The organism is Deltaproteobacteria bacterium, from assembly GCA_029860075.1.
Lineage (GTDB): Bacteria > Desulfobacterota > JADFVX01 > JADFVX01 > JADFVX01 > JAOUBX01.
In genome coordinates, this window is the sequence record JAOUBX010000068.1 from 1 (window position 1) to 25,004 (window position 25,004).

Below are 25,004 nucleotides of genomic sequence, written 5' to 3' on the forward strand. Positions count from 1 at the left end.
GGTCGCTAACGATCTCTCAATTAGCTATTTTCTTTGAAGGAAGGCTGGATAAAGAATTAATGCTTTGATATGATGAATAATTCCATTAACCCTGACACAGATTATTGAACACTACCTCTAAACGGGTTGCAAATGATATATTTTGCACTGAACCTCAAGAATATTTCCTAATGCCTTTCCTATGGCACCTAAATGTTCTTTTGTCGGTTCTAAGGGCAAATCACATATTCCCCTTGCCGCGTGGTCAAGCTGTTCGGCTGCTGCCTTCAGGTGTTCATTTATAGATTTTAGTGTTGCCATTGGCACCTATGATAATATCTCAACATAACACTAAACAGTTGAAAAAAAATGTTGGTTTAAACTAAACCACATTTTGGAAGAGATTGCAACTTTCTGGTTGAAAGCTATTACTATTTAAGGAAGGTTGATTTTATCGAGTACAGGAAGGAAGTAGTAATGATGACAACATTAAACCTATGTTAAAGAATTATGATTCAAATTTTTTCTTTAATTTTTCGTAGTATGCACGTTCTTTTACTTCTATATCTTTAGGATTTTCAGGCCTTCTTTCTGTAGGTGTATCAGGCTCTTGCGTATCAATAATTTTAATTTGTATTAAGTCGCCTAAGTTCAATTCTTGATTGAGCCACTTCACATGTTCTGATTGTGAGTTAGATTTAGTCATGTAAGCTCCAACCTCGATATATAATTCCTCCTTAGGAAGTTTCCTCTCAACACCATCAACCTTTTTATGACTACGTTTTGCCAAAGTTAAAATTGAAGATAATACACCATCGTCACCAATCGAAGCAGTACAGACTTTTTTATTGTTTATATATATTTCAAATCCGTTCAATGTTTTCCTCCAACTCTAATAAGAAATGTACACGGCAAACTAAACCATATTTGGGGAAATATTGCAACTTGCTGGTTGAAAGCTATAACTACTCTGGGAAAGTCAATATTGATGACTTCAGGAAGGAGTAACTAATGATAGCCCCAAGTCCATTTTATACTCTTTTGGAATGAGTCATAAAACATCGCATATCCATCTTCATTGTAGCCGCTTAAAAAGAAAATGACTTCTGACTTACCATCTGAATCATAGTCGCCTGCATCAATAAAGGTTAGAGACAGAGTTCTTGAATTTCTGCCACTCAACGCAATATGCTCAATAGAACCATTATTCCTGTATAGAAAAAGTTGTTCCAAGAATGGCCCCTCATTAATACCGCACTTACCACCTTTCAATATCATTCCCACCAATAAATCACCTTTGTTTGAATGATAGGTTTTAGTAAATTGAATGAGCCTTTCTTCATATGACCAGGGTTTGGGCAATGGCTTTTCATCTTCATCACAGTTAATTACTTTGGAAAATTCCTTTCGGAAAGCTTTTTTGAGTATTTTTTCCTGTGCTTCGTTGAGTTGTGAGAGTTTCCATTTGTCGGGATCATTGAAGTTATCTTTTGAGACAAGAACAAGAGGGCGATTAAATAATGTATGTTGCCAACCTGAGAAATCTTTAGATGGTTCTCCTATAACCAATCTCTGACGAGGCTCTGCTTCCGGGATATGAGTTTCTGCTGTACCTAATGAGTTGATTTCAGAATTTGGACGGCTTTTGATTTTGCCATCTTTTTTCCCATCAAACGCGATTATCCATTGAATTTCCTCTAGATGAGATGTGCTGAGTCTCCATTCATGCTCATCCTTTTCAAATAAAGGTCTTACAATTCTGCTTTTTGATGGACCTTGCTTCCAATTGGCTAGTTCTGCTCTATCATCTTCTAAAATACCTACCAATACATTTGATGAAATATCATTTGCATATAATAGAGAAAGTGATCCCCAAAAAAATATGGCAATGAACATAATGCTCTTCATTTAAGCTGTTACTCTTCCTTTAATTTCATTGGCAACTTAATACTTCAGACTAAATCATACTTGGTGAAAGATTACAACTTTCTGATTGAAAGCTACAGCATTTAGGGGCGATTGATTTTGTTTAGTTCAGGAAGTAAGCAATAAAGAGAACGTCCCCTTTTCTCTTTCCCACCTACAAAGCAACTAATTCAAATGTCGGATAATTTAAGAATTACTAAAAGAAAGTGCACTCTTTTCTCTATCTGTATAATACCTCATTTTTGAATATCAATTAAATTACCGTTTACCTTTACACTAACTAGATTCTCTTTTTTTATTCTGTCCCACTCCTGATCAAGAAGCCGCTTTTTATCAACATCTTCCTCTAAGAAATCCCGCCAATAAATACCTTTTAACTCTGAAGAGTTAAACCCTCCTTGTACAGCATTAACACGATACTCTAACCAATATAGATCCGTAGAATCTCTCGAATAACCTTTAGCAATATATTTAGACTCAATAATAACAGGTATATATAAGGGGTTTACTATTGTAAGAATTCTCGACAGATACGGTTTTAATTCACTTTCTACATATTCATTTGCACCTTTTGCAAGCCAATAAGTATTTATATCATGAAAATTACCTCTAACTTCTATCTCATTAGGTAAATCTTTAAACGCTGATGGAAAATATGCATAACCTTTAAGAAATATAATCCTGTCATTTAAACTTACGAATTTCCCCCGAGCCTTTTTCTCATCAAATTCTAAACCTAAATATAGCTTAGTCTCGCCAATATATTCTTCCTTTATCAAATTATAACTAAACCACGAAATTACGAGCGCAAATAATGATATAATTATAGCTATAAACGGATGCCATTTAGTTTTTTCTCTAAAACATCTTGCCTCTTGCCTATCAACATCGTTATCCATATACTTGTATCCCCCTATGTAATTGAATAATGTAACAAACTTATTTGAAGAAAAGAAGTAAAAACAAAAAGAAGCTAAAAGCCAGTTTTCTTTCAACTTAATAATTCAATACACTAGCCGAACTAAGCCAAATGTCAGAGAGATTGCAACTTGTCATTTGTAATCTGTAATATTCTGGGACGGTAGATTTTGTTTATTTCAGGAAGGAAGTGAGCTATAATCGATTTGGTTGAATGGCTGGCTATACATTTTAGTCACTTATCCAATGCCTTTTGAAATTACGATCTTTTTCATTCCAGATAAACAATGATGCTGCACTTTCAAACATGAAATATGATACAGCGTTTCTTTTAACAAAAACTTCCGGTGGATCATCTTTTGTTGGTTCCCAATAACCCTTTCCAGAAGCAGTAAGGATTTTACCTTTTTGCTGTGTAGCAATACCCATCTCTAAATTGTTTCCTTCACCTAATTGGATAGCTTTGTACTTCTCACCTTCGGAAACAATCGCGAACAAGTATTTTTTATTGTTTTGTTTATTTATAAGAATGTACGCAAAATCAATAGTTTCATCTTCATTAAAGAAACCTTTTGTCCAATAAGGGGCCTTATAGTTTCCTTCATCATCCTTGGTTTTGTATACATATGAGTTTTTGTGTTTCCAGTAACTTTGATAATCTTCCTCATCATGTAACCTATACTCGGGTAGAAGCTCACTTACAGTTTTTTTATAAAATGATAAATAAATATTATCATTCTTCTCTTCCACTTTTTTGGCTTCACCAATTTGTGAGACGGATAGAATTATTAGCACTATGAGTAGTGTAAAGGCTCTTATCATATTATCTCCATATATTTCTTTTAATATGTATTGTACAGCCTGTCATGAAATCTACCAGAGGTGTTGTAAAAGTCAAGCTGTAATACTTTCTGCTTGAAAGCTATAATTTTTCAGGAAGTGGATTATTGTTTAGTACAGGAAGAAATGATGTGATAAGTAATACGGGTCTGTCTAAAGCGTCATTATTTCTTCAAATAACTTTTTTCAATTAGCCAGTCTTTAAGGATACGCTCTATTTGTTTCGTCATAGAACGGTCCTCATCTTTAGCGGCTTGCCTAAGAAGTTTTGAGATTTCGGGCGACAGGTAAATGGTCGTTCTTTCTTTTGGGGATTCATTATTATTCATAGTGACTCATTTTAGCAGTATATTTTTTCTTGACAACTGAATCATTTTGATGACAATATGACTCACTCGTTGTGTAAGTGTCATTACAGGATAATCTTTAAATCAAAGGGGGCAAGTCATGACAGAACCAAAGCAGAAGGAAGGGGAATTTGATGAATGGCTCATGGGGGATATGTATGATGTGCTGAAGGGACACACCTTTGCTCTGGAGGCACTTGCAGAGCTTTTGACTTCATCCACGCTGGAAGCCTTCCTTGAAAAATTTAATAACCTCGATCTTGTCCTTTTAAAAAGGGGGGACGATTGATTTCGGATTGTGGAATTCGGAATTCGGAATGCGGAATGCGGAATGCGGAATGACCCTTCGACGGGCTCAGGGTGACAGGATGGTTTCGCGCAGAGACGTTTATACTCACAGAGCACAAGTGCCCTGTTGGTGCGGAGAAGCATAGAACGCGGATGCGTAAAGCTTTCCTTTCCGAATTTATGAGGATTAGTGAAACTTATACTCGAAGGGTGCAGATTTGGCGGATTTTCACTGATTTCAAGAATAGGGCGTTACTCAAGGGTCAATAACTCTAAAATCCAAAACAAAAACCTTTAATCCTTTAATTCCTGTCTGGAAAATTTTTTTAATATTTCTCTTTCAGGTCAAAATAACCTTGCTTACCGAGATCCGTGTTCATCCGCTCAATCTGCGTCATCTGCGTTCCATTCTCATAATATCCCGTCAATCCTGTTAATCCTGTCAGAAAAACAAGATTTCTCCCTTTGGTTCGAAATGACATTATTTACAAGGAATATTTTCTATCTGCGCCTTTGTACCCGCAGGGCATAAACTTATCTGCGCGAGGCTGATCTTTTTGGAATCCCTTTTATCCCTTAACCAAGCCCTCCACACACCTCCGAATATGAAAGGCACACTCCCTGTATACCTCAATACTGCTCCTGTAGGGATCATGGATATTCCACTGGATCAGCTTTTCAGGATCAATTCTTTGGTCTCTTTTTAAATAACTGTAAACATAAGCGTCAAGGGCAATGAGGGTATCAAAGGGCGTAACGTCTATGTCCGTGACGGCCCGTGGTCGATGGTTTGAAATATCGATACTGAATTCATCTTTCATTACCTCAATGGTTTCATTGGTCGCCCTGTTTCTGCTTGGGGAAATACCGGCGCTTTCTACATGTGCCCTGCCGTCAAGAATCTTTTTTGCCAGCCCTTCCGCCATAGGGCTTCGGCACATATTGCCGTAACAGATGAAGAGGATATTTTGAGGTGATTTAATCATAATCTATTAATAATTGCTCAAGCTTGGCACCCCACTATTGACCTTGCAAAAAATCCCTCCTTTCCAATTTGAAAAAATAGTTTGATCCACCATAGTTGACCGATAGATACTAAATTGAACACTACCCTAATTCGTGACTATCTCACATATCTTTAAAGTAAAAGCTCCTCCCCTTCTTCTCCCGAAAGCAGAATGACTGCTCTTTTGTTAGCTCTGCCTTCTTTCACAGTTGCAGCTCATGTTTACAGGCGTTGCCAGTTTTTGATGCAGACACCGAGGGCGATGAGGGCCGCCCCTGCTGCCAGCCATGTCTGGTTCTTGTCCAGGTAATAGATTGATCCTCCTTTTGAGAGTTTGAATGCAGTCAGGTTGAAGGTCAGCAGCGCAGTGCCTAATATATAGGACACTGCCTGTAACCCTCTTGTCGTCACTTTGACAACATCAATATTTGCCATGTTTACTACCTCCATTGTTTTATAGCTAAGTGTAGCTGAGAAAAAGCTTGTTGTAAAATGACAGATGTATTTTTTTTGTAAAGGTTGGAAAATATCCGGACTGTTACTTATAAAATTGTCAGTGCATAGAGTGCAGATTCTGTAACAGGCATTAACCTGGAAAGGGCAGCTGGTTATGGTTTGAGGAACAACTAATGATTCCACAGCGCTTACAACAATGTTTGCTTAATCTTGAGAATTTTTTGTAAGCGCCGTGAAACCCATAGCTTTCTCTGAAATTCATGTTCAACTGCCCTTCCCGGGATTAATAATATGTGGAATGGGGCTTTATCTTTCATTGTGAATGCAGGTTCTGCCTCAGGGTGGAGCCGCAAGTAAACCCCGGATTAAAACTCCCTGAAATCATCTTCATCCATGGGAATAATATCATTAGGATTTAGAGCCATCGTGCCTCTTCCATTGCCGGAATTATTTATCGTGGTCCTTTCCCTTAATTCTTTCCCTTTCTGTGAAATGCTGCGGACAGTATTGAGAACTTTATTCCTTCCATTGTTATGAGAGGTTTTGCTTGCCTCTCTTTTAAGAGAAGATTGCGGCAGCGCAACTTTACCGTTAGAACCGTCTTGCTCCCCGCTTACAAGAGTAACCAGGTTGCCCACCATTTCTTTCATGGATTCAGCCTGAGATGAGAGTTCTTCACCGGCGGAAGCCGTCTCTTCCGAGAAGGCTGAGTTTTGTTGCGTAACCTGGTCCATCTGGGTTACCGCCTTTGTTACCTGTTCGATTCCTGCAGCCTGCTCCCTGGAGGCTGCGGCAATTTCGGCAATGAGATCGGCAGTTTTCGTTACATTTGAAACGATTTCATTGAGTACTTCGCCTGAATTTGAAGCCAGTTCGCTTCCCATTTTTGCCCTGGTTGTACTGCTTTCAATAAGGCCGGCCGTTGTCTTGGCCGCTTCGGAACTTCTTCCTGCCAGATTTCTTACCTCTTCGGCGACTACGGCAAAACCTTTGCCATGTTCTCCGGCCCTGGCTGCTTCGACAGCGGCATTGAGTGCCAGAAGGTTTGTCTGAAATGCAATTTCATCAATCACTTTAATGATTTTTGAGACTTCTTCGGAACTTTTATTTATTTCATTAACGGCCTCAATCATTTTTTGGACGGAATCAGCGCCTTTTGTTGCCGTGTCTTTCGCTACGTTTGACAACTGATGCGCCTGGCCTGCATTGTCCGCATTTTGCTGAACCATGGAAGACATCTCTTCCAGTGATGATGAGGTCTCTTCCAGTGATGCCGCCTGCTCTGTAGCGCCTTCGGCCAGTGATTGGCTGGCAGAAGCTACCTGTCCTGCTGCCGATGAAACATTCTCCGTCCCATCATTGAGTATGGATACGACGTGGTCAATGGGCCTGGAAATGGTTCTTGCAATCATTACGGAAAGAAGGACGCCTGCCACGAGCGCTATTACCACGAGGATAATGGAAGCCAGTTCCGACTCTTTCTCCATACCCATGACTTTTGCTTCAGCTTCATGAGTCAGTGATGCCGTAATATCTTCGATCTCGGTAACAAGCTCCAACATTTGAGCCGTGTCTTTTGCTATAATGGCTTCATCGAGAATGACCACTTTAAGCATCTTCTCATAATCATCAATCTCTTTTTCAACTTTCCTGAGCTTAGCCACTTCCTGTGCATTTTTGTTCTCATTCTCCAGCAGATGAACGTAGCCTTTAAGGAGTCCCATCTGATTATTCATTTCTTCAATTCGCTCAGGATTTTTATCGAGAAGAAACGCTACTTCATTTTTAGCAAGCTTTAAGCTGGCCACTTCCATTTCGTCAATATGCTGGATCAACTTTGTCTGGTATAAAATCTCTTCGCTAAGCGATAATTTGCCAAGTTCCTCCTTGTGGTGGGCAGACAACTCCTCAAGGGCATTATCAACATCGGCAATAAGGTGGTCCAGCTCTTCCTTATCCACTTCTATCTCGTGATAACTCCTGGTTACCTCATCCATTAGTTTTTTGTAATCATTAAAATCGGCCCTGACTTTTTCTATCTGCCCGGTCTGCTTTGCGTCAAGGTAGCCGCTTTCGAGAAGCTCATTAATAATATCATGGCTTTCGGCAAGTTTCGCTTTGGCAGCAGCTACCCTTCTTTCACCGTATTCCCTGTTTTCAATACCATGTAAAAGAAAACTGCTTATGTCGTTGCTGATTTCACTTGCCTTCAAATCGAGCTCTGCAAAGAGGGCTTCTTCATGTGCGTAAACAGCCATACGACTAACATAGATGAAACTGACCACGCCGAGAACAAGGGCTAAAAGAGCAAGACTGCCGTGGCTCGTGTAAAGTTTACTGTTTAAGCTGATTTTTTTGAATGCGCCGCTCGATGATCCCATAAAAGCCAGTATCCCGAGAACAGCAAAAGCGGCTATAAAAGTCCAGAAGGTACTTGATAGGTCGGCATCCTTAACTGCCTCTATGTGATGTTCCGATTCTTTGAGCCAGTCGGACTTTAAAATACTCATTGTGTCTTTATCTGCAAGACTTATCTTTTCAACCTCAACATTGGTATGAAGCGCTCCTGCCTGATGGTCTCCCTTGCCTCCTCCGGCAAAAGACGTTAATGGTATCATGAAAAAAAATATGACTAATCCCACTGTTAATATTTTTCCCCTTTTCATCTCTCGTCCTCCTTTTTTTGCGATTATTTCCTGCTTTATTTTTCTCCTGGCCTCTTCAGGCCATATTTTAGCGGCCTATTTTGCTCATTTCCGTTAATTCTGCAGATGTAAGCACTTTGTCGATTTCCAGAAGAATCTTCACCTGGTCACCGACCTTACCCATCCCCAGGATGTAGTCCGTATTTAGGGCGATGCCGAAAGAGGGGGGCTCTTCGATGCAATTGTCATCAATATGAATAACTTCCGATACCGTATCGACAACGATTCCCATGAGCATACCTCTCACATCAACGACGATAATACAGGTTCTCCGGTCATACTCACCTTCAGTAAGCCGGAATTTAAGACGAAGGTCTATAACGGGAATAACCTCTCCTCTCAGATTAATTACACCTTTTACATGGTCCGGGGTCTGTGGAACCGTAGTAATCGCCATAATTCCGATAATCTCCCGGACCTTGAGTATTTCAAGGCCATATTCTTCTTCCTGCAGCTGGAAAGTCAAAAATTTCCCACCCGTTAAGGAAGGTACGTTTGTGACTTCACTTGTCAACTCCATAGGTTCAGCCATTACTTTTCCTCCTTTGCTTTTATTATTAAATAAGACTTTATTTTTTTGGACAGGATTAAATATATGTATTTGACATATTCCAAGAGTCATGCCAAGAAGGAATTGAATTGTGATAAAAAAAATTAGTTAATGTTTATAGGTACTTGAAGCATTTTTGATTTTAAGTGGATTTGTTTTGTCAAGGATGTAATAGTTACAAGTTACAAAAGATGGGTGATACACAGGTGTGTCATGAGACATCTGTGTTGCAAGTGTCAAGATTGACTTATCCGGCAAGGGTTTTGGCGTTGATATTTTGTTTTAAATGATGCTCAGAGTTCTGGAGACGCAAAGCTTAAGGGAAGATCAATAAAATCATGACCGGCATGTGAAGGTAAAAAAGCCACTGTATTGAGTCTTTGCACCGCTTTCAATAAGGTTTTTGCCCCATATAATTTCCCGGTGGATCGTAGTTGCATACAACGATCATATTCCCGTTGCACAGGGATTTGCCGCAGCCCATGGTCTTCGTGTTTTTCCAGATGACCTGCGTGTAGTGCCCCGTGGGATACCAGGTCTTTTCATTGATGGGCCCGTATGTGTAATCTTTTTTTTCGCTTTCCCAGCTTTTTACGGCATGAGCCACGCCGTAATAGCCTGCTGTTCCCATGAAGATATTCTCTCCGTATTGCTGTTTCCACTTGCCCCTGCGTGGCCTGTGCTTCATGGAGCAGCCCTTTTGCGCAAGATGCCCGGCCCAGGCCAGGGAATAATCGGCAATTGTGGCGGACCAACTGACGGGTCCCACACCTACATCTGCGCGGACCCTGTTGTGCTCTGCAATGAGGGTTTTAACCTCGTCATTATTCAGCTTGAGGGCATGGCCTGCTGTGCCGCAGCTTGTGGCAAAAAGCAGGAGGGTGGGGAATAATAATTTGTACATCCTCTTCTCCTTGCTTGAGGGGAGTTTAACCGCTTAAGGGGATTAATAGGTATTTGAATTTATAACCCTTTTTGATAGTATAGCAAGTATGATTGAAAAAAAGGTAATAATTAAACCCTTAAAAAAAGATGATCGTGACGACCTGCGGTTCTGGCTGAGCAAAAGTGTTGAAGAGCGCTTGTCGGCTGTGGAATTATTGAGGCAGGATTACTACGGTGCCGACTATGCAGATAAATCAGGATTTCCTAGAGTTTATAAGATTGTTAAACTCAAACAAGGTTAAGTACGTCATCGTCGGCGCTTATGCGCTATCTTTTTACGGCAGACCTCGTTTTACAGGTGATATTGATATATTTATTTCCTCTGCACCGGATAATGCCTCAAGGATGCTTAAAGTCCTTGAATCATTCGGGATGGGCTCACTTGGATTAACACAAAAGGACTTTGAAACACCGGGGCAGATCATACAACTTGGTGTTGCTCCCCGCAGAATTGATATCCTGACAGAAATCACTGGAGTTGATTTCGATAGAGCATGGGTGAATAGGGTGGAGGCATCCCTGGAAGGAGAAAGAATCTTTTATTTAGGTAAGGAAGATTACATTACCAATAAAAAAGCCACCGGGCGGGCGAGAGATTTGTCAGATATTGAAGACCTTCAATAATTATCCTGCCTCTTCTTCTACCTAAAACAAACACCCCGATGTCAGGTGATGACGGATACAAAAAGCCAGGTTGGCGGCAATGTCCCCTTTGCTGTTGGTAATATAGACTCTGTTTCCAATTGAGAAAGTCTCATCCCGGAGCCTTTCTATGGGTAGTCCTTTTTTTCTTAGAGCATTTTCAAAGAAGGGAACTATTTTGTCCTTCATTCTCAGTTGGGTGTCTTCTAAAAAGATAGCGAGAGAAGGGGACAACTCTTCGGCTCGTTTGAGAAAGGCGATGATTTCCTTTTCCTCCACATTGGCCGGCGGTGAGGATTTAACTTCAACATAGGCAATACGGTTTTCGAAGGAAGCAAGGACGTCATAATCGCCGCCGCTCTTTCCTCCCTTTAATCTTACGCCCCACATAGCCTTTGAAGAGAATTCTTTTTCAAAAATCTGTGCCACAAACCATTCCAGCGTTTCACCGAAGCTGAAGACGGACTTCTTTTTCAAACGGAATTGATCATCTTTTATTTTTTCAATGATTTTTCTTTCAAGCAGAAATTGAAGGTAGATTTCAACACATTCCCTGGAAACATATTTGAGGAGATCGGCACAAGTGAAAGACTTTTTGTTTTTAATCAGGTCTCTCATAAATATGCGGAAGGAGTATTTTTTCAGAAGTTCATATATTTCATCGTCAAAGTTGTTGAACCTCTCTTGTGGAAAGAAAAGACGATCCCGTGGATTGGCCGCAATGACCCGGAATCCTCTTCTTTTCAGCATGGCTGTCAGTTCGGAATTCAATGACTTCCTCCATAGATAGCTTGAGTATTATTATAGCCCTTTTGGCGGGAGGTAAACAAAGGACTTTTAGCACGTGGTGACAAAAGTTTTTCCGGAAAGTGCTTTATTTTAAAGAAAATTTTGAAAAGCACTTGAATTTGTGTTACTTTTCAATGCAAGGGTGGTGTCCGGGCGTTTTCTTCTGACGCTCTTTACGTTCAGGGAAACTTCATTTATCCGGCTGTTTATTATGATTGATAAAAGGCCCCTATATTATAAATTCGCTCCTCTTTGTTTTGCATTATTTCTGACTGTCCTGTCCCCGGACATAAGCACCGCCCTGCCTGATGCGGCTTATATCTCCTTTACTCTCGAAAATGACCTCTTTACGACAAGTAACAGGGACCGGCATTATACCAATGGATTTCGCTTTTCATTGATTTCTGATACTTATTCTGATTTTACTGAAAAAAACAGTTCAGCGGGGATGCGAAAAATCTTTGGTCAAATGGATTTTGTTAGAGAAGAAGGTTATCAGCGATGGATTGCTTATGGCGGAGGACAAATTATTTCCACACCGGAAGACGTTGCCAAAATCGTTGATCAGCCTGATGATCTGCCTTATGCGGGCCTTCTTTACTGGTTTTACACCATGAATGGCGAAAAGAAAAAGCAGGGTGAAAGCCTGACTTTAATGGTTGGTATCATTGGTCCTTTGTCTATGGCGGAGCATGTTCAGAAATTGGCGCACAAGGTTTCCGATAGTGACAGGCCGAGAGGCTGGGATAATCAATTAAAGAATGAACTGGCGCTAAATATCGGTTATGACCGCAGATATCTTCTTTATTCCCACCATCCTCGCAAGCGATGGAGTTTCGATATAGTCGGTACGGGCGCATTATATTTGGGTAATGTTATAACAGGGGGGAATGTCAGTTTTGCCGCTGTGCTCGGAAAAGAGGACAGCTTTAATCCCCTCTCTATACGTCCCGATCTTATTGGACGGGGAACAATTGCAGCAAACGGTTCACGCCGGCCGGGACCCTTTGTTTTGGTTGGGGTCGGTACCGACATCTATGTGCATTCCGTATTTTTGGACGGTAATTTATTTCGTGACGGGCCTCATGTGGATAAAAAGCCCTTTGTCCATAATCTATTTGCAGGTTTCGGGTATAACTGGCTCGATTTCAGCGCTCACATCGGCTGGATTGATCAGGGAAAAATGTTTGACGGTCAGGATGGAGGTTTGGAGTACGGCACTATTAATTTTACCTGGCGAAATTGAGGGGCTATAATTTATTTAGTTTACTCTTTTTTCTCCGTTCTTCTTTGGATAGCCTTCTTGCGGGGCCCTTTTTCTTTGTTCCCGATCTGACTTCATAATCCTCCTCATCGCCAAAATCGCTGAAATCATCACCGCCGACAGTCATTCTTACTTTCATCTCAAACTCAGGTGAGGAAATAACGACAGCGCCTTTTTTTTTGGCGTGATTTGCAATATCTTTATCGGAAGTCACGACAACGATCTTGTCCCGCAGTTCATGAGCCATGCCTTTAATTACATCATCTGCCTTGTCTCCCCTGCCGCTGTAAATAATATCTATCCCCTGCACCTTGTCCCGTGAAGAGCCGATGTTGTCCGATTTCCATCCGTCGAAGACAACGGTTATAAGATTGCCCTTAATTTTTTTGTAGTCAGCCAATAGTCTGATAAGCCCCATTCGTCCCTCTTCCAGGGAGATAGCCTCCAGGTTGATAAGCTGGTCAGACTGGCGAATTAGATTGTAGCCGTCTATTACGATCCTTGTTGACATATGAGGAGATGATAGCAAAAAGGGGGGGACTATTCAATATTACATAGGAATCTCCCTTCGCTGAGCGGGGTGACAGGTAAAATACTTTTCTTTTATGGCATTTATGCCCCTTGAGGGTAGAGGGTTGGGGTGGGGATGGGTTAACATGGAAATGGTATCAAAAAAACAACCCATCCCCCTCCTGACCTCCTCCTTGAAAGGGGAGGAACAGTGGTGCAATTTCCTAACCGGACACTACCGGGTCCAACTGCCGTTTCCGGGTTAAGAGCTTTTTTATAGTAAAGAAAGACCACTTTCTTTGGCCAGGGATCTTCATAGAGAAGAGGATCTTATGGATTCTGATAAATTCTACCTTTGTGAAATCGAATTTTCGCGATATAATGAGCAGCCTCCCTCGGTTTAACTGTTTTTATGGGGGATATTCCTTGACTGATAGAAACCTATAATTTATAATTTTTAATTCCCTCAAAACTATGGCAAAAGATAACTTTGAAAAGGATCTGAAGAAGCTTGAAGCGATAGTTGCAAAACTTGAAGGGGGTGAGGTGCCGCTTGAGGAATCTATGGAACTTTTTGAAGAAGGCGTCAAGCTTTCCCGTCTTTGTTCCGAAAGGCTTGACAGGGCCGGGAAAAAGATAGAAATTCTAACGAAAGATGACAAGGGCCAAATAAAAAGTGAGCCCTTCCAGTTTGATGAATAGTACTGTGCCGGAAAAAATCAGTTTTAATATAGAAAAATACCTTAAGGACAAAAAAAGCCTTGCTGAAGAGGCCATGTCCGGCCTTGTGCCTGACGGCAAGTCGCTGACGGCTACCTTGTATAAAGCAATGAGGTACAGCCTTGAAGCGGGAGGCAAGCGAATTCGGCCCGTTCTTGCCATGGCCGCCTGTGAGGCTGTCGGTGGAGAACTGGACCGTGTTATGCCGGCGGCCTGTGCCCTGGAATTTATTCATACCTATTCACTCATTCATGACGATCTGCCAGCCATGGATGATGATGACTACAGGCGGGGAAAACCGACCTGCCACAAGGCCTTCGATGAAGCAACGGCCATACTTGCCGGTGATGCGCTGCTCACTGCCGCCTTTGAGGTCATGAGCAGGAAAGAGCTCTTTAAGGGGGTTGATGGCGACAGGATTTTAGATGCCGCCCATGATATTGCCAAAGCTGCCGGCGCCGCAGGTATGGTGGGAGGACAGCTGGCCGATATGGAGGCGGAAGGTAAAATGGTTGACCTGCCGACGCTCGAATTTATTCATACGCACAAAACGGGAGCGCTCATCCTTGCCTCCGTCAAAGCGGGTGCAAAACTGGGTGGTGCCGGTGGTGACGAGTTGGCGTCACTCACAAAGTATGGAACCTTTGCCGGTCTTGCCTTCCAGGTGGCTGATGATATACTTGATGTTACTGCAAGTACTGAAACACTGGGCAAAGATGCGGGCAGTGACGAAGCGAGGGGAAAGGCAACTTACCCTGCACTGCTGGGACTGAAAGAAGCAAGAGAAAGAGCTGCTGAATTGCTTGACAAGGCAGTTAGCAGCCTCAACGGTTTTGATGAAAAGGCTGATCCTTTAAGAGAGATAGCAAGATATATAGTAGATAGAAAGTCCTGAGTATTAAAAAAGATACCTTCTTAATAAGAATAGAAAGAAGATCATTATGTCTGAAAGACTGCTCGATAGTATAGATACACCGGAAGATTTAAGAAAGCTCGACAGATCCCGGCTGCCTCAACTGGTTGAGGAACTGAGGGAGGAGATAATAAATACGGTCTCAAAAAAAGGGGGGCACCTGGGGTCAAGCCTCGGTGTTGTCGATCTTACCATCGCCCTTCATTACAAATTCAACACGCCTAATGACAGGATAGTCTGGGACGTGGGTCACCAGGCCTATGCCCACAAAATTCTGACGGGAAGAAAAAAAGCATTTCAAACACTGAGGCAATACAAGGGACTCAGCGGTTTTCCCAAGCGCAGTGAAAGCGAGTATGATTCCTTTGATACGGGGCACAGTTCAACCTCCATATCGGCTTCGCTGGGCATGGTGGCCGCCCGCGATATTATGGAAAAAGACAACAGGGTTATAGCCGTTATCGGTGACGGGTCCATGACGGCGGGACTTGCTTTTGAGGGTCTCAACCATGCGGGGCATATCGATAAAAACCTCATCGTTATTCTTAACGACAATGAAATGTCTATTTCTGAAAATGTGGGAGCCCTTTCGTCATATTTGAGCAAGATGATGACCGGTGTGCTCTATACGAGGGTTAGAAGAGAGACGGAACACCTCTTTTCACATCTTCCCGGTGGTGACTCTATGCTTAAGTTTGCCAAGAAACTGGAAGAATCTCTGAAAGGACTCGTCGTTCCGGGAATGCTTTTTGAGGACCTCGGTTTCAAATATGTCGGCCCCATTGACGGCCATAATATGGAAAGCCTCTTTGAAAACCTTAAAAATATTAAAAATGTGGACGGCCCCATCCTTTTCCATATTCTTACCAGGAAAGGTAAGGGCTATAAGCCTGCCGAAGATAATCCGGCCGCTTTTCATGGCGTTGGTCCCTTCGATATTGAAACAGGCAAGGTAAAGAGCAGTGGCGGCGGACCTCCTTCCTACACAAATGTCTTTGGTGATACCATCATCAGGCTGGCCGAGAAGAATGAAAAGGTTGTCGGTATTACGGCAGCCATGGCCGCGGGAACGGGTATGAGTAAATTTGCCGAAAGATTTCCCAACCGCTATTTCGATGTAGGTATTGCAGAGCAGCATGCCGTTACCTTTGCCGCAGGTATGGCGACGGAAGGTTTTGTACCCATCGTGGCCATCTATTCAACTTTTATGCAAAGAGCCTATGACCAGGTTGTTCATGACGTGGCCCTTCAGAAGCTGCCTGTTGTCTTTGCCCTGGACAGGGGAGGAATTGTCGGTGCCGACGGACCAACCCACCACGGACTTTTTGATTACTCTTTCATGCGCCACGTTCCCAATATGGTGGTTATGGCGCCCAAAGATGAACAAGAATTGAGGAGTCTCCTCAAAACGGCTACCGAATGCGGCAAACCGGCCTCTGTCAGGTATCCCAGGGGCGCAGGCTATGGCGTCGACATTTCCCGTGAAATCAGCTCCATTGAAGTAGGGAAGGGTGAGCTTTTACGAGAAGGAAATGACCTTACCATCGTCGCTATTGGCTCTACCGTCTATCCTGCCATTGAAGCGGCTGAAAAGCTGGAAAGAGAAGGAATCAATGCTGAAGTTATTAATGCACGCTTTGTAAAACCTCTCGATGAAGACCTCATTCTCACATCTGTAAAAAAGACGGGCTATCTCATTACTGTTGAAGAGAATGCTTTGCAGGGTGGTTTCGGAAGTGCTGTCATGGAACTTCTCGAAGAGAAGGGCATGCTTGCCGATATTAAGGTGAAAAGGCTCGGTGTTCCCGACGGTTTTGTCGAGCATGGCCCGCAGGATGTACTGAGAAGTGTCGTCGGTATTGATAGTGAAGGGATTGCAAAAGCCGCTGTTCAATTGGCGGGTAAAAGCGCAACTCCCGGGGTAAGGGCAAAGCGGAAAATCGCCTGACGCTTGTGGGCAGGTACTTCCAATAAAGGCACTGCTTTACTTTTTTTATTCCTCATCGTTCCGGTATCGAAAATCAGTTTATTCCAAAAACTGAACCTTTTGTTTTTTTGCGCCCGGCGGGCATAAACATCCCGGCTGAATAACATCCTTCATATTCATGAGTAAAATCAAAAAAGAAAGAATCGATAAACTCCTTCTTGAAAGAGGATTTGCTGAATCGAGAGAGAAGGCGAAGGCCCTTATTATGGCGGGCCGGATCGTTGTTAATGACAAGCGGGCAGACAAGGCCGGTGAAGTGGTTCCCTTTGATGCAGAGATAAGGATTAAAGGGGAAGCCATGCCCTATGTGAGTCGTGGCGGCCTCAAACTGCAGGAGGCAATCAATCACTTCAATATTGATGTAAAGGGGCTTGTCGCTCTCGATATCGGGGCGTCCACAGGGGGCTTTACTGACTGTCTTCTTCAGCATGATGTGGAAAGGGTCTATGCTATCGATGTAGGGTACGGGCAGATGGACCTTAAGGTAAAGAATGATCGCCGTGTTATTTCCATGGAGCGGAAAAATATTCGCCATATGGTTCAGGAAGATATTCCGGAAAAGGCGGATATCGCCGTTATGGATCTCTCTTTTATTTCGCTTGCCAAAGTTATTCCTCATGTTATTCCCCTCTTAAAGGAAGACAGCCGTATTGTAGCGCTTATTAAACCCCAGTTTGAAGTGGGCAAAGGAGAAGTGGGTAAAGGGGGGATCGTAAGGGATGAAGCTAAAATAGATAAGGTAATTCGGGAAATAAGCGACTTCATGGCTGATTCAGGCCTCAATGTTATTGGCATTACACCCTCTCCCATCCTTGGCGCTAAGGGGAACAGGGAATTCCTCATTTATATGTTAAAAAAATCATAACTTTTATCTTGGCTGTCCCGCATCAATGGCTGAATCCTTTTAGAAAGGCATTGATAAAAAAGAGTCTTTGTGTTATAACATATTGAAAAATAAAGCGGTTTGGTAAATTGAAGTAAATAGTCACTGTTTCCTCTACGCAGTCCGGTAAGGTGATACTCCTCATCACACTCCCTATTTTTTCTCTGTTTTTCCACTGTTTTACATTCTCGTTTTAAGAATACGTTAAATTTCAGGAGATTTTATGTTTGCTTTGTATTACAAGCATGCTGCGCGTGCTAAAGATGATGTTTTGTCCGGTTTAACTGTTGCGCTGGCCCTTGTGCCGGAGGCTGTCGCCTTTTCATTTGTTGCGGGAGTCAATCCCCTTACGGGACTTTATGCCGCCTTTATGGTGGGACTCATTACATCACTTGTCGGTGGACGACCGGGCATGATTTCCGGCGCTACGGGAGCCCTGGCTGTGGTCATGGTCAGTCTTGTTTCCAGTCATGGTGTAGAATACCTTTTTGCCACCGTTGTCCTCATGGGATTTATTCAAATTTCAGCAGGGCTTCTCAAGCTCGGCAAATTTATCCGTATGGTCCCTTTCCCGGTTATGCTCGGTTTTGTCAATGGCCTGGCCATTGTTATTTTTCTGGCCCAGATTCCCCAGTTTCAGCTTACCCTTCCCGATGGCAGCCAGAGCTGGCTCCCTAAAGGGGAGTTGGGACTTATGCTGGCCCTTGTTTTTGTAACCATCTTTATCATGTATTTTCTACCCAAAATTACACGGGCCCTTCCCGCCGGCCTTATTGCCATTCTTGTTGTTACGCTTATTGTTATTTTCGGTGGACTTGAGACGAAGACCGTCGGTGACATTGCCCGTATCGGTGGAGGCTTTCCACCCTTTCACATGCCCCGTGTTCCGATTAACCTGGAGACGATAAAGATTATTTTTCCCTATGCTGTTATCCTTGCCGCCATCGGTTTAATTGAGTCACTTCTGACGATGAGTGTTATCGATGAAATGACGGAAACCCGTGGAAAGGGTAACCGTGTCTGCATAGGGCAGGGGACGGCCAATGTTTTTACGGGGCTTTTTAGCGGCATGGGCGGCTGTGCCATGATCGGTCAGAGTATGATTAATATCAGTTCCGGTGGTCAGCGCAATCTCTCCGGTATCTCTGCGGCACTTTTTCTCCTCAGCTTTATTCTTTTCGGTTCTTCACTTATCGAGATGATTCCCGTTGCATCCCTTGCAGGGATCATGTTTATGGTCGTACTGGGGACCTTTGAATGGGGGACATTCAGAATGATGAAGCGCGTTCCCCATGAAGATTTTTTTGTCATTATTCTTGTGGCGCTGGTTACCGTATTTACTGATCTTGCCATTGCCGTCGTTGTCGGTGTCATTGTTTCGGCACTCGTATTTGCCTGGAAACATGCCAGGGAAATTCATGCCGAGACAGTGATTAATGCCGGGGGTGCGAAGGTGTACAAATTAAATGGGCCTCTTTTTTTCGCCTCCATTCACCGCTTCAGTGAAATATTCAATCCTCATAATGATCCCGGCGAAGTCGTCATCGATTTTGCCCATTCCCGCGTTGCCGACCATTCGGCCATTGAAGCCATCGATGCGCTGGCAGAACGCTATACAAAGGCAGGCAAGAAGCTTCATCTCTGCCATTTAAGCCGGGAATGCCGTGATTTGCTGGAAAAAGCGGGAGACCTTGTGGAAGTCAATATCAAGGAAGATCCCCAATATTATGTTGCTGATGATAAGCTGGCTTTTTAAATAGCATGCCCGCCGGCTATGGTCCTGGAATATAATTCTGGAAGGGGTATATTGCTTTCACTCATAGATCAGGCGGGCATTTTTTGAAAGTTTTTTCGAATCGAGCGTTTGCCTGGGGGGGGCGGGGACGAGTGTGTCGCGGCGTTTCGCTGGAAGTCCTCAAGAATCTCGATAGTGGGCCCAGTGCCTGTCGATAGCGGTCTCCAGTTCCCCGAAGGGAAAGTCCGCGCCGTGGGCCTCCTGGAAGGCGACAAGGAAAGCGAGAATAGCAGCGCCTTCGGCCTGGGTTAGCCTGTCGAAGCGCTCGTGGAAAATGGCCGATGGGACGCCGGAATCAAACCATTCGAGTTGCTGTTTTCGGAGAAGGTCCGTCATGTCCTTCGGAAAACCGAGCCCGGACGGGATCTGATCAACGTGATCAAGCGCATCTGTGATATCTGTGCGAGAGGGCTCAGTGAGTGCAGTTATCAGTTCGGAGGCAAAAACACTGACAGATACATAGGACTTCAGGGAAGCATGCAGGAAAGCCGGCAGGAAGTAGAGGAATGCTTCCGGACTGAGCATCCAGAGGTTGCTTTCGACATTGCTCCGGAGTTCGTAATCGGTGAGTTCCTTTGAGGTCTTCGCAGCAAGGAGTTCACGCAAGTGATCGCCCTCGTGACTTACGGACTGTCGCAAGATCTGAGTAGCCGGGGGCCTGGGACGTGAGGCGAAGGCATTGAAGAAGAGCGCTTTGAGGTTCATGTCATGGGGAGTCTGCATGGTTATTACGCTGATGACGATTCATCAGGCGAGATCTCCTCCTTGATCAGCACGAGCAGCGCTATTACTGCTGTTGCGGTAGCTAAGGCGCCTGCACCTGCGCCCGCTGCTGCGGCCAGGGCAGCGATGGCTTTCGCAAGTGCGATAATCGCTACGATGAGCGCGACAACCACTGCGATGGCTACTACCGCAGCTCCGGCTGCAATGACATCACGCGCACGCTGGACGACAACCGCCATTGCTGCGATCAGTTCCGGCGGACAGTTGGATGCGTTGAAAAACCGATAGCAGCGGTTCATCATGTTGACTTTGTCTTGCACTTGCTGGCGATGGCCGCTGTCTCCACCCCTGAAGCAAGTAGTATCGAGCGCCACGCGTGCGGCGATCTCCGCAGTGATAGCGGCAATCTTTGTTGCCAGAGTGAGACAGTTGTCACCAGCAGAGCAAGCGCCGAGGGTGCTCACGATCGCTTTTGCTGTTTCGACCGAGCCCCGCAGAGCGAGATAGGTCGCCCAACTGCAGTCTCCCGGGGGCACCATGCCGTCACCGGGCCAACACTGCACAACGTTTCCGGCCATTCCCATGTGCAATTCGTTACGCTTAATATGTTGTTCACCCTTTTCATTTTCAAAGCGGTGTTGGATAGGAGGCGCAGCCCCTTGCTGTACGACATGGGTCAACTCGTGCGCAAGCAACTGTTGTCCTGCGTAGGTGTGGGGATGATACCGGTCCTCCCGGAAGACGATATGGCTGCCTCGCGTAAAGGCGTGCGCTCCGACTGCACGGGTGGCTCTATCTGCTGATTGATCAGTATGGATCCGTACATGGCTGAAGTCCACACCGAAGCGAGGCTCGAAGAAGGCCCGTTGCTCCTTCGCTAAGGGATGCCCACTGCGAACTGCATCAACCTTTGCTTCGGCCTGGTGTTGTGCCTGGCCCCTCTCGCCATGGGCGACTGCGGGTGCAGTCTTCCGATGCAGCATTTCCTCCTCGCACTCAGTACAGAGGCGTTGAACAGGTTTTGTTGCAAGTTCCTCGCCGGCTCCAATGTGGAGGCGCTGGATTGCCGGTGGCGCAGTGTGCGTGCTGTGGCGCCCATCCATGCGCATTACCTGTTCAGATATGCGGTCTGCTTCCTGCTCATATTTATCCCCTGGCCTGTTAATCGCTAATTTTGTTTGTATTGCTGATGCTTTGCGAGAATGTATTGGAAGCCGGCTAAAATCGTGTCCGAAGTTAAGTGATGCCGTGTCTGCCAGTCCGCCATTGGGTCCTTCCGTCTGTGACCGTAATACTTGTTGTACGGTTTGATTTCCCATGGCACGCTGTAAATTCAGGATCGAATTCACATCATGCTTTTGCCGGAGACGGGCCCGGCCGGGTGTACAGGAATTCTTGAGCGCATTCTTTTGAACTGTCTTCGGTATACCAGTAAAAGTATGCATAATTGGTCCTCCACAGATTCTCTTGCGCCTGGAATTATGGGATAGCTTTACTGCGAAACTACCATATGAAAGGTAGTAATGCAAATTGAATGTAACAATTTAATCAATAATGCGGCGCCGGGCCGCAACTCACACCGTGCTTTGCGGCAACTTTGGAGCGCAGCGGAAAGCTTGTCCGGCAACAGCGCCTTGTTCAAGGGATTGAGGGCGACCTTGCAGGTCGTCACAATCCTGAAGGTAGCGCCTGTTAGCTTGTATTAAATGGATGTGTCTTCTGAAAACATAATCTTAATAGCTTTTTCATTCTCGAAGGTTACTGAAAAAAGAGAATCGAATTTAGAACTTTCATGCCACCACCAAATCCAAATTCGACCATCTTCTCGCTCTTCCTGGTGGAGGGGTGTTCCTAATATTTTAATAATATCATTTTTCGGCATTCCCACTTTAATTTTAGGATTCATTTCCCACTTTGGATTATTAATTTCAACATTGGTTACCCATAACAAGTCATGATTTTTTCGTCCGACTTCAATAGTAAGACCATCGTAAAATAAAACAAGGTTTTTATCATGATCCTCACTTGATTGGGGTTTACCAAGAGTGGAAATAACTTCATCAAATTTGCTTCCGAGTTTGATGCCTTGAAGGGCAGGGTCCCATTTATTCTCCGGTAATTTGGGGGCTCTGGCCATGGCAAAGGTCAATGTTGCTGACATAGACATGGTTAGTAATAAAGCGATAATAGAATTAAATTTCACTGATCTTTCTTTCTGTTGTAGCGCAATCATTGCACTAAGCCGATGTGGCAGTGCAGGGTTAAGCCGGGTAATCGCTAATTTGATATCCCGGTAAGTCGCTCACAGGCTTGAAAGCCATTGCTTATACTGTGTCTAATTGAGTTATATTAATTTCATATATATTTATTCCGAGGGTGGTTGCCCCGCAAAGAGCTGGCGCTGTAACACCTGTAATGTAGCCGCAATTTGATGAAATGACTTCAACACTATTGTCGGTTAATTCAAGTTCCATTTCAGATAATGGAACGCCAGGGCCCTCACACTGTTTGGAACTATCACTCTTGAATGTTTTAACAGTGGTTGCTGAAGGTCCACTAGAGGATTCAATATAGGAAACGGTAAAAAGAATTGTCATCAACGATAATATGACTTTATTTGACAATTTGCTCTCCTTACTTGACTTTATTGCCTAAATGTAGTGCCTGGTTAGGCTTTCCAAGTTACCGCTGCGATTCTTCCAGTAAGATAGTAGAAACATTTGATTTGTCATTATCCGTTAATAAGGTGTCAGAATAGTTTGGATTTACTTTGTACCATGTCTTAGCCTTAAACCAGGTATTTAGGTCATCATTATTGAAGGTTCTTCCATGCCGTGCAAAAATAGAATTTCTTAATAGCCACAACCTTTTATTATCGATGTGTAATAAATTACTCTCTTTCAATTTAATATCAGATAAGATCATTTTTTCTAAATAGTTATATGGCTCAACATTATTCATTTTTTTGTTGTCAAGATAATTAAATAGGTAGGTAGGTTGCAGAGCTTTTTTAATAATTAATTTATCCTTTTCTGACCTTAAACTATATCTATAAGTGTTTTCATTTTTTTCATAAAGAAGATGTTCATCAGACTCCCAAATGAATTTTTTTCCGTCTCTTGGGAGAAATATTATGTTTGTAGGATTTTGCACATTTATTACAACAGGCTTTCTTTTTGAGTAAGATTGGATGTAAACGTCATTAGGTGACCAAAAATTTCTAGATAAAACGTATGCATCAGATATTTTTTTAGTAACTTCATTAGACATATTGTAGACCAATAATTCTTTATAATCACGCATGAAGGCAATATACTGCTTTGTGTTTGAAATTATTGGTTTCGTAAGTCTAACCTCATTACCTCTGCGAAAACCTTTACGATCAATTGTATAGATAATTTTATTTGTTTTTGATTTTAAGTCAAAAAGATGTAACTGGTCAAAACCTACCATTCTTCGATTTTGATCGTCTTTCACAGTATCGTGATATACTTTGAGCGTGTTTTCTGTGTCATAATCAATTATATCAGTATCCCAATTTATTTCATCTGCTTTCCCTGCTTCAATGTCATACTCATAAGACATACCCATTGGACCTAGCTCAGTTTCAAGGGTAACCCAGCGAAAGAGCAATTTTATTTTTGACATCCACCTGTTAAAGTGAACAGCTTTCTTTTTTAAATTGAATTTTTTTTCATGAATAAGCTTTCCGCTCTCAATATCCAAAATCTCAAACATACCAACTTCGCCTTTCATAGTGCCATGATAGGCCAAATATTTTAGGTCAGGCGAAAACAGATAATCTTTAACTTTACCAGTTGTCGTAATAAACAAGCGCTCATTTTGACCATTGTGTTCAGCTATCCAGATTTGGCCGTCTCGAAGAAAAGCTATTGCTGTTGAAGACTTGTGCTGTTCTTCAGCATTGGTGCTGTAAGAAGTCCAGAGGATCAACAAGCAGAAAAACAATATAGTAGATATTTTGGTCATAAGTATTAGCCTAACGAGTCTGTAGAAAAACTGTTTTGACAAGGGAGGTTTATCGAGGGAGGAACAGATTTTTCAAAGTTTTGTTAAAGATTACATTCTATAGTCAGTTTGTCAATTGATTTGACCTTTTCTATGCACTTTATGGAGGTTATTTCAGCTTTTATGGCGGTCCTTTTCCTGCCTTTTCTTTTTTTTAAGTTCCTGCCATACCAAAGTGGTAAATCTTTTTCATATTGTGGACCATACAGTAGCGCTTCCACTGGATGTCCACCTGCCGACGAAGGAAGTCGGGTGGATTTTATGGTTATTTGCCTTTTCTAAAAATGAAACCATTGTTCTACCAGCTCTTTCTCTATGCCTTTGGTTTTATCCACCACCCAAGTAGACTTCTGTTTAAACGATGTGTACCAAGCCATTGTTTCTCTGTTCACAACGAGATAAACCATTATACTCCCGTGCATATTTAGCTTGGTATTTGATGTGAACCAGACAAAAAGTCCAGACTTCGCAAACTCCGCAACCCGATTAATAATAGGGACACATCCCAATAAAATCCAGGACGGTTAATCTTCCTTTTTGGAGCGTCCTTTTCCTCTAAATACCAGCTTCCGGCCAAGTAGTTCCGAAAGTCTCTCAATGAAAGCCAAGTCCCCTGGTGGGTGTCCAAGAAGCGTTTTCTTCCGAATTTCTCCGACTTCTTCATCATGACAATCCTCTTCTATAAACTTTTTGTAACTATCCCTTTCTCCTTCTTCAAAAATCTGAATAACGTTTTAGCAACTTGAGGTAAAAATACTTATCGATCATTATCGAGGAAAACATTCTCTC

29 protein-coding genes are annotated in these 25,004 nt (G+C 43.1%); 10 read left to right on the top strand and 19 right to left on the bottom strand.

Annotation, left to right across the window (positions count from 1 at the left end):
- Positions 1-117 precede the first annotated feature (117 nt).
- From OEV42_16770 to OEV42_16795, 6 genes are all read right to left on the bottom strand, one after another.
- Positions 118-300, bottom strand: a complete 183-nt coding sequence (locus tag OEV42_16770; protein MDH3975929.1) for a hypothetical protein — start codon at positions 298-300, stop codon at positions 118-120.
- A 187-nt stretch (positions 301-487) separates the two neighbouring features.
- The gene (locus OEV42_16775; protein MDH3975930.1) at positions 488-856 is read right to left on the bottom strand and encodes a hypothetical protein; all 369 of its coding nucleotides are present in this window, start codon (positions 854-856) and stop codon (positions 488-490) included.
- Positions 857-987: 131 nt separating this feature from the next.
- Complete coding sequence (locus tag OEV42_16780; GenBank protein MDH3975931.1) at positions 988-1,887, bottom strand: hypothetical protein; 900 nt, start codon at positions 1,885-1,887, stop codon at positions 988-990.
- A 254-nt stretch (positions 1,888-2,141) separates the two neighbouring features.
- Positions 2,142-2,804, bottom strand: coding sequence for a hypothetical protein (locus OEV42_16785; protein ID MDH3975932.1), 663 nt, complete (start codon positions 2,802-2,804; stop codon positions 2,142-2,144).
- 250 nt (positions 2,805-3,054) lie between these two features.
- Positions 3,055-3,645 (bottom strand): hypothetical protein, encoded by a 591-nt coding sequence (locus OEV42_16790; protein MDH3975933.1) that lies wholly within the window; start codon positions 3,643-3,645, stop codon positions 3,055-3,057.
- Positions 3,646-3,827: 182 nt separating this feature from the next.
- The gene (locus tag OEV42_16795) at positions 3,828-3,992 is read right to left on the bottom strand and encodes a ribbon-helix-helix protein, CopG family (GenBank protein ID MDH3975934.1); all 165 of its coding nucleotides are present in this window, start codon (positions 3,990-3,992) and stop codon (positions 3,828-3,830) included.
- A 118-nt stretch (positions 3,993-4,110) separates the two neighbouring features.
- On the opposite strand from OEV42_16795, the gene OEV42_16800 reads away from it, so the two are divergent.
- Positions 4,111-4,299 carry a hypothetical protein gene (locus OEV42_16800; protein ID MDH3975935.1) on the top strand — a complete coding sequence of 63 codons (189 nt, stop codon included), beginning with the start codon at positions 4,111-4,113 and terminating at the stop codon, positions 4,297-4,299.
- 325 nt (positions 4,300-4,624) lie between these two features.
- Here the strand turns inward: OEV42_16800 and OEV42_16805 are convergent, their stop codons facing one another.
- The 6 genes from OEV42_16805 to OEV42_16830 all read right to left on the bottom strand — a co-directional run bounded on the left by OEV42_16805 (position 4,625) and on the right by OEV42_16830 (position 9,919).
- The gene (locus OEV42_16805) at positions 4,625-4,780 is read right to left on the bottom strand and encodes a hypothetical protein (protein MDH3975936.1); all 156 of its coding nucleotides are present in this window, start codon (positions 4,778-4,780) and stop codon (positions 4,625-4,627) included.
- Positions 4,781-4,867: 87 nt separating this feature from the next.
- Positions 4,868-5,284, bottom strand: a complete 417-nt coding sequence (locus OEV42_16810) for a low molecular weight phosphatase family protein (protein MDH3975937.1) — start codon at positions 5,282-5,284, stop codon at positions 4,868-4,870.
- Positions 5,285-5,526: 242 nt separating this feature from the next.
- On the bottom strand, positions 5,527-5,739 hold the full coding sequence (locus OEV42_16815; GenBank protein MDH3975938.1) for a hypothetical protein: 213 nt from the start codon (positions 5,737-5,739) through the stop codon (positions 5,527-5,529).
- 386 nt (positions 5,740-6,125) lie between these two features.
- Positions 6,126-8,426 (bottom strand): methyl-accepting chemotaxis protein, encoded by a 2,301-nt coding sequence (locus tag OEV42_16820; GenBank protein ID MDH3975939.1) that lies wholly within the window; start codon positions 8,424-8,426, stop codon positions 6,126-6,128.
- A 67-nt stretch (positions 8,427-8,493) separates the two neighbouring features.
- Entirely contained in the window at positions 8,494-8,997 is a 504-nt protein-coding gene (locus tag OEV42_16825; protein ID MDH3975940.1) for a chemotaxis protein CheW, read from the bottom strand.
- A gap of 409 nt (positions 8,998-9,406) precedes the next feature.
- On the bottom strand, positions 9,407-9,919 hold the full coding sequence (locus OEV42_16830) for a CAP domain-containing protein (protein MDH3975941.1): 513 nt from the start codon (positions 9,917-9,919) through the stop codon (positions 9,407-9,409).
- 88 nt (positions 9,920-10,007) lie between these two features.
- Between OEV42_16830 and OEV42_16835 the strand changes: the two genes are divergently transcribed.
- Both OEV42_16835 and OEV42_16840 read left to right on the top strand, forming a co-directional pair.
- Complete coding sequence (locus tag OEV42_16835) at positions 10,008-10,202, top strand: hypothetical protein (GenBank protein MDH3975942.1); 195 nt, start codon at positions 10,008-10,010, stop codon at positions 10,200-10,202.
- Positions 10,180-10,584, top strand: coding sequence for a nucleotidyltransferase (locus tag OEV42_16840; protein ID MDH3975943.1), 405 nt, complete (start codon positions 10,180-10,182; stop codon positions 10,582-10,584). Before OEV42_16835 ends, OEV42_16840 begins: the two co-directional genes overlap by 23 nt.
- 21 nt (positions 10,585-10,605) lie before the next feature.
- On the opposite strand, the gene OEV42_16845 is transcribed toward OEV42_16840, so the two are convergent.
- The gene (locus OEV42_16845) at positions 10,606-11,373 is read right to left on the bottom strand and encodes a hypothetical protein (protein ID MDH3975944.1); all 768 of its coding nucleotides are present in this window, start codon (positions 11,371-11,373) and stop codon (positions 10,606-10,608) included.
- Positions 11,374-11,602: 229 nt separating this feature from the next.
- Between OEV42_16845 and OEV42_16850 the strand changes: the two genes are divergently transcribed.
- Positions 11,603-12,637 (top strand): lipid A deacylase LpxR family protein, encoded by a 1,035-nt coding sequence (locus OEV42_16850; protein MDH3975945.1) that lies wholly within the window; start codon positions 11,603-11,605, stop codon positions 12,635-12,637.
- A 4-nt stretch (positions 12,638-12,641) separates the two neighbouring features.
- On the opposite strand, the gene OEV42_16855 is transcribed toward OEV42_16850, so the two are convergent.
- A complete protein-coding gene (locus OEV42_16855; protein ID MDH3975946.1) occupies positions 12,642-13,166 on the bottom strand; it encodes an NYN domain-containing protein in 525 nt (174 codons plus the stop codon).
- Between the two features lie 473 nt (positions 13,167-13,639).
- Between OEV42_16855 and xseB the strand changes: the two genes are divergently transcribed.
- The 5 genes from xseB (at position 13,640) to OEV42_16880 (ending at position 19,424) form a co-directional block, all read left to right on the top strand.
- Positions 13,640-13,867: an exodeoxyribonuclease VII small subunit gene (gene xseB, locus OEV42_16860; GenBank protein ID MDH3975947.1), complete on the top strand. Its 228-nt coding sequence runs from the start codon at positions 13,640-13,642 to the stop codon at positions 13,865-13,867.
- Entirely contained in the window at positions 13,860-14,780 is a 921-nt protein-coding gene (locus tag OEV42_16865) for a polyprenyl synthetase family protein (protein MDH3975948.1), read from the top strand. The genes xseB and OEV42_16865 overlap by 8 nt, the downstream gene beginning before the upstream one ends.
- Positions 14,781-14,826: 46 nt before the next feature.
- The gene (gene dxs / locus OEV42_16870) at positions 14,827-16,746 is read left to right on the top strand and encodes a 1-deoxy-D-xylulose-5-phosphate synthase (GenBank protein ID MDH3975949.1); all 1,920 of its coding nucleotides are present in this window, start codon (positions 14,827-14,829) and stop codon (positions 16,744-16,746) included.
- 157 nt (positions 16,747-16,903) lie between these two features.
- A complete protein-coding gene (locus OEV42_16875) occupies positions 16,904-17,650 on the top strand; it encodes a TlyA family RNA methyltransferase (GenBank protein ID MDH3975950.1) in 747 nt (248 codons plus the stop codon).
- 241 nt (positions 17,651-17,891) lie between these two features.
- On the top strand, positions 17,892-19,424 hold the full coding sequence (locus tag OEV42_16880) for a SulP family inorganic anion transporter (protein MDH3975951.1): 1,533 nt from the start codon (positions 17,892-17,894) through the stop codon (positions 19,422-19,424).
- A gap of 159 nt (positions 19,425-19,583) precedes the next feature.
- Here OEV42_16880 and OEV42_16885 read toward each other — a convergent pair whose 3' ends face one another.
- Entirely contained in the window at positions 19,584-20,069 is a 486-nt protein-coding gene (locus tag OEV42_16885) for a hypothetical protein (protein ID MDH3975952.1), read from the bottom strand.
- Positions 20,070-20,191: 122 nt separating this feature from the next.
- On the bottom strand, positions 20,192-21,631 hold the full coding sequence (locus OEV42_16890; GenBank protein MDH3975953.1) for a DUF4157 domain-containing protein: 1,440 nt from the start codon (positions 21,629-21,631) through the stop codon (positions 20,192-20,194).
- A gap of 78 nt (positions 21,632-21,709) precedes the next feature.
- On the opposite strand from OEV42_16890, the gene OEV42_16895 reads away from it, so the two are divergent.
- A complete protein-coding gene (locus OEV42_16895) occupies positions 21,710-21,892 on the top strand; it encodes a hypothetical protein (GenBank protein MDH3975954.1) in 183 nt (60 codons plus the stop codon).
- Here OEV42_16895 and OEV42_16900 read toward each other — a convergent pair.
- The 3 genes from OEV42_16900 to OEV42_16910 all read right to left on the bottom strand — a co-directional run bounded on the left by OEV42_16900 (position 21,889) and on the right by OEV42_16910 (position 24,176).
- Positions 21,889-22,419, bottom strand: coding sequence for a hypothetical protein (locus tag OEV42_16900; GenBank protein MDH3975955.1), 531 nt, complete (start codon positions 22,417-22,419; stop codon positions 21,889-21,891). The two genes, OEV42_16895 and OEV42_16900, sit on opposite strands and share 4 nt — an antisense overlap.
- A gap of 91 nt (positions 22,420-22,510) precedes the next feature.
- Positions 22,511-22,810, bottom strand: a complete 300-nt coding sequence (locus OEV42_16905; GenBank protein MDH3975956.1) for a hypothetical protein — start codon at positions 22,808-22,810, stop codon at positions 22,511-22,513.
- A gap of 58 nt (positions 22,811-22,868) precedes the next feature.
- A complete protein-coding gene (locus tag OEV42_16910; GenBank protein ID MDH3975957.1) occupies positions 22,869-24,176 on the bottom strand; it encodes a YARHG domain-containing protein in 1,308 nt (435 codons plus the stop codon).
- Positions 24,177-25,004: the final 828 nt, after the last annotated feature.

What these genes read in the sequence shown, in the direction of transcription:
- OEV42_16770 (MDH3975929.1), bottom strand. Translation starts at nt 300, where the DNA reads ATGGCAACACTAAAATCTATAAATGAACACCTGAAGGCAGCAGCCGAA.
- OEV42_16780 (MDH3975931.1), bottom strand. Translation starts at nt 1,887, where the DNA reads ATGAAGAGCATTATGTTCATTGCCATATTTTTTTGGGGATCACTTTCT.
- OEV42_16785 (MDH3975932.1), bottom strand. Translation starts at nt 2,804, where the DNA reads ATGGATAACGATGTTGATAGGCAAGAGGCAAGATGTTTTAGAGAAAAA.
- OEV42_16790 (MDH3975933.1), bottom strand. Translation starts at nt 3,645, where the DNA reads ATGATAAGAGCCTTTACACTACTCATAGTGCTAATAATTCTATCCGTC.
- OEV42_16795 (MDH3975934.1), bottom strand. Translation starts at nt 3,992, where the DNA reads ATGAATAATAATGAATCCCCAAAAGAAAGAACGACCATTTACCTGTCG.
- OEV42_16800 (MDH3975935.1), top strand. Translation starts at nt 4,111, where the DNA reads ATGACAGAACCAAAGCAGAAGGAAGGGGAATTTGATGAATGGCTCATG.
- OEV42_16805 (MDH3975936.1), bottom strand. Translation starts at nt 4,780, where the DNA reads ATGTCATTTCGAACCAAAGGGAGAAATCTTGTTTTTCTGACAGGATTA.
- OEV42_16810 (MDH3975937.1), bottom strand. Translation starts at nt 5,284, where the DNA reads ATGATTAAATCACCTCAAAATATCCTCTTCATCTGTTACGGCAATATG.
- OEV42_16815 (MDH3975938.1), bottom strand. Translation starts at nt 5,739, where the DNA reads ATGGCAAATATTGATGTTGTCAAAGTGACGACAAGAGGGTTACAGGCA.
- OEV42_16820 (MDH3975939.1), bottom strand. Translation starts at nt 8,426, where the DNA reads ATGAAAAGGGGAAAAATATTAACAGTGGGATTAGTCATATTTTTTTTC.
- OEV42_16825 (MDH3975940.1), bottom strand. Translation starts at nt 8,997, where the DNA reads ATGGCTGAACCTATGGAGTTGACAAGTGAAGTCACAAACGTACCTTCC.
- OEV42_16830 (MDH3975941.1), bottom strand. Translation starts at nt 9,919, where the DNA reads ATGTACAAATTATTATTCCCCACCCTCCTGCTTTTTGCCACAAGCTGC.
- OEV42_16835 (MDH3975942.1), top strand. Translation starts at nt 10,008, where the DNA reads ATGATTGAAAAAAAGGTAATAATTAAACCCTTAAAAAAAGATGATCGT.
- OEV42_16850 (MDH3975945.1), top strand. Translation starts at nt 11,603, where the DNA reads ATGATTGATAAAAGGCCCCTATATTATAAATTCGCTCCTCTTTGTTTT.
- OEV42_16855 (MDH3975946.1), bottom strand. Translation starts at nt 13,166, where the DNA reads ATGTCAACAAGGATCGTAATAGACGGCTACAATCTAATTCGCCAGTCT.
- xseB (MDH3975947.1), top strand. Translation starts at nt 13,640, where the DNA reads ATGGCAAAAGATAACTTTGAAAAGGATCTGAAGAAGCTTGAAGCGATA.
- OEV42_16865 (MDH3975948.1), top strand. Translation starts at nt 13,860, where the DNA reads ATGAATAGTACTGTGCCGGAAAAAATCAGTTTTAATATAGAAAAATAC.
- dxs (MDH3975949.1), top strand. Translation starts at nt 14,827, where the DNA reads ATGTCTGAAAGACTGCTCGATAGTATAGATACACCGGAAGATTTAAGA.
- OEV42_16875 (MDH3975950.1), top strand. Translation starts at nt 16,904, where the DNA reads ATGAGTAAAATCAAAAAAGAAAGAATCGATAAACTCCTTCTTGAAAGA.
- OEV42_16880 (MDH3975951.1), top strand. Translation starts at nt 17,892, where the DNA reads ATGTTTGCTTTGTATTACAAGCATGCTGCGCGTGCTAAAGATGATGTT.
- OEV42_16890 (MDH3975953.1), bottom strand. Translation starts at nt 21,631, where the DNA reads ATGCATACTTTTACTGGTATACCGAAGACAGTTCAAAAGAATGCGCTC.
- OEV42_16895 (MDH3975954.1), top strand. Translation starts at nt 21,710, where the DNA reads ATGCAAATTGAATGTAACAATTTAATCAATAATGCGGCGCCGGGCCGC.
- OEV42_16900 (MDH3975955.1), bottom strand. Translation starts at nt 22,419, where the DNA reads ATGATTGCGCTACAACAGAAAGAAAGATCAGTGAAATTTAATTCTATT.
- OEV42_16910 (MDH3975957.1), bottom strand. Translation starts at nt 24,176, where the DNA reads ATGACCAAAATATCTACTATATTGTTTTTCTGCTTGTTGATCCTCTGG.